2 protein-coding genes are annotated in these 1,566 nt (G+C 48.2%); both read right to left on the minus strand.

The window, feature by feature from the left end; translation table 11 throughout:
• Nucleotides 1-28: 28 nt before the first annotated feature.
• On the minus strand, nucleotides 29-1,099 hold the full coding sequence (locus CHL74_RS15280; protein WP_063891436.1) for a transposase: 1,071 nt from the start codon (nucleotides 1,097-1,099) through the stop codon (nucleotides 29-31).
• Nucleotides 1,089-1,478 carry an ISAon1 family transposase N-terminal region protein gene (locus CHL74_RS15285; RefSeq protein ID WP_063891437.1) on the minus strand — a complete coding sequence of 130 codons (390 nt, stop codon included), beginning with the start codon at nucleotides 1,476-1,478 and terminating at the stop codon, nucleotides 1,089-1,091. The genes CHL74_RS15280 and CHL74_RS15285 overlap by 11 nt, the downstream gene beginning before the upstream one ends.
• Between the last annotated feature and the right edge of the window lie 88 nt (nucleotides 1,479-1,566).

The following is a 1,566-nucleotide window of genomic DNA, read 5'->3' on the forward strand; positions in this document are numbered from 1 at the left end:
GGCTCATCCGATAAAGTCCGTGGCATCCCTACCCAAATATCAACGATACACGATAGAAAAAGAACGGTATGTCCCTAACTCCACGCAGTTGGCCTCTAAATGCCTTAAGCTTGGAGTTGAGTGATTCAGCCGAAGCATTTGTCGCCCGTGATGTGAAGTAATTGAGGATTTCGTCCTCGTATGCCTTTACCGTGTCTCTTACGGACTTTATCTCACGCAGTGTGCTTTCCGTGACTTTTCCGTACCATTCATGGAGTTTGTCCTTCGCTTTCTCCTTGTCGAGTTTTTTGTTCTTGAATATGTTTCTTAGTGAATTGATGAGACTGTGTGCCTCCTTTAGTTTCGGGTACAGTTCGAACAACAGTTTCGCACGTTCCTCCTGACAGTCGGTCCATTTGTCGCGGCTCTTGAGCATCTGCTTCCTGCAGCGTGTCAGACATTCGACCTTAGTTTCCTCATTGGCCAGTATCTGAGGCGTGAAACTTGTACGCCGCATGGGCTTGCGGCCACGTTTTCTGCCTTTGGGACGCTTGTGCTTCGCACGATATGCCTTTCGCTGCTTTGCCAGCCTGTCCAGTTTCTTTTTGAACTCCGCCTTCTGTCTCTTCTGTTCCTTTACCGCCTCGCGTTTCAACCGCAGGCGTATTTCCTCTATTCCGTCACTGCCACGCTGTATGACGTGGAAGCAGTCGCGGATAATGACAGCTTTGGGGAATACCGCTTTCGCTATAGCACCCATGCTGTTTGACAGATCCATCGTTATGTCGGCGACTTTCAGACGGACATCTTCAGGCAGAAGCATCAGCCTCTTTATCACTTCAGACGGCTTCGTTCCCTTTATTATGGCAATTACCGTATGTTTCTTGCCGTGGCCGTCCTTGTTGTGGAGTATTGTGTATACCTCATGGCAGAATGAGGTCTCGTCTATGCCCAGATGCTCGCCCATGTTCTCTGGCAGCAGCACCCATTCTGACGCATGCGGACCTTGTGCCCATGAGCGGAAATCGCTTAGCACATCCTTGTAGTTCTTCTCAAACGTGCCACCGTCTATCATGTATGTGTGAGACAATGATTTTGCGGTCACCGGCTCATTGTCCATCCGCTGCCTTTAAAAAAAGCGCAAACTCTTTTGAGTATTGCGTCTGCGCATGGACTATGCTTTCCAATGGGACAATGTAGTTGTGGCCGTCCGCTGTTGTCCATCTGCGCCGGCGGACATGAAGAATCGTCTTGCGGTCTCGGACAGGAAAGTCAAGAATATGGCTCTCTTCCGTAAAGCCATTTGGCTTGGCTGAAGACATTTCCTCGGGACGGTTGTCTCGCTCATCGAGATACAAATGAAGAATATTGTGGTATAGGTTGTCTTCTGGGTTCGGCACCTCGGCAAAGTCTACCACATCGAAATATTCAAGGACACCATCTGGAAGAAAGTAAGATGCAAGTCCCTTGTACATATTAATGCTGACATCATTTTTCATACAGCAAAGGTAAACATCTTTACGGAAAATCTATCATGTATCGTTGATATATTTGGGTAGGGATGCCACGGACTTTATCGGATGAGCC

The sequence above is a fragment of the Prevotella sp. 885 genome (assembly GCF_002265625.1).
GTDB lineage: Bacteria > Bacteroidota > Bacteroidia > Bacteroidales > Bacteroidaceae > Prevotella.

Coding starts and splice junctions, on each gene's coding strand:
- CHL74_RS15285 (WP_063891437.1), bottom strand. CDS start 1,478: ATGAAAAATGATGTCAGCATTAATATGTACAAGGGACTTGCATCTTAC.
- CHL74_RS15280 (WP_063891436.1), bottom strand. CDS start 1,099: ATGGACAATGAGCCGGTGACCGCAAAATCATTGTCTCACACATACATG.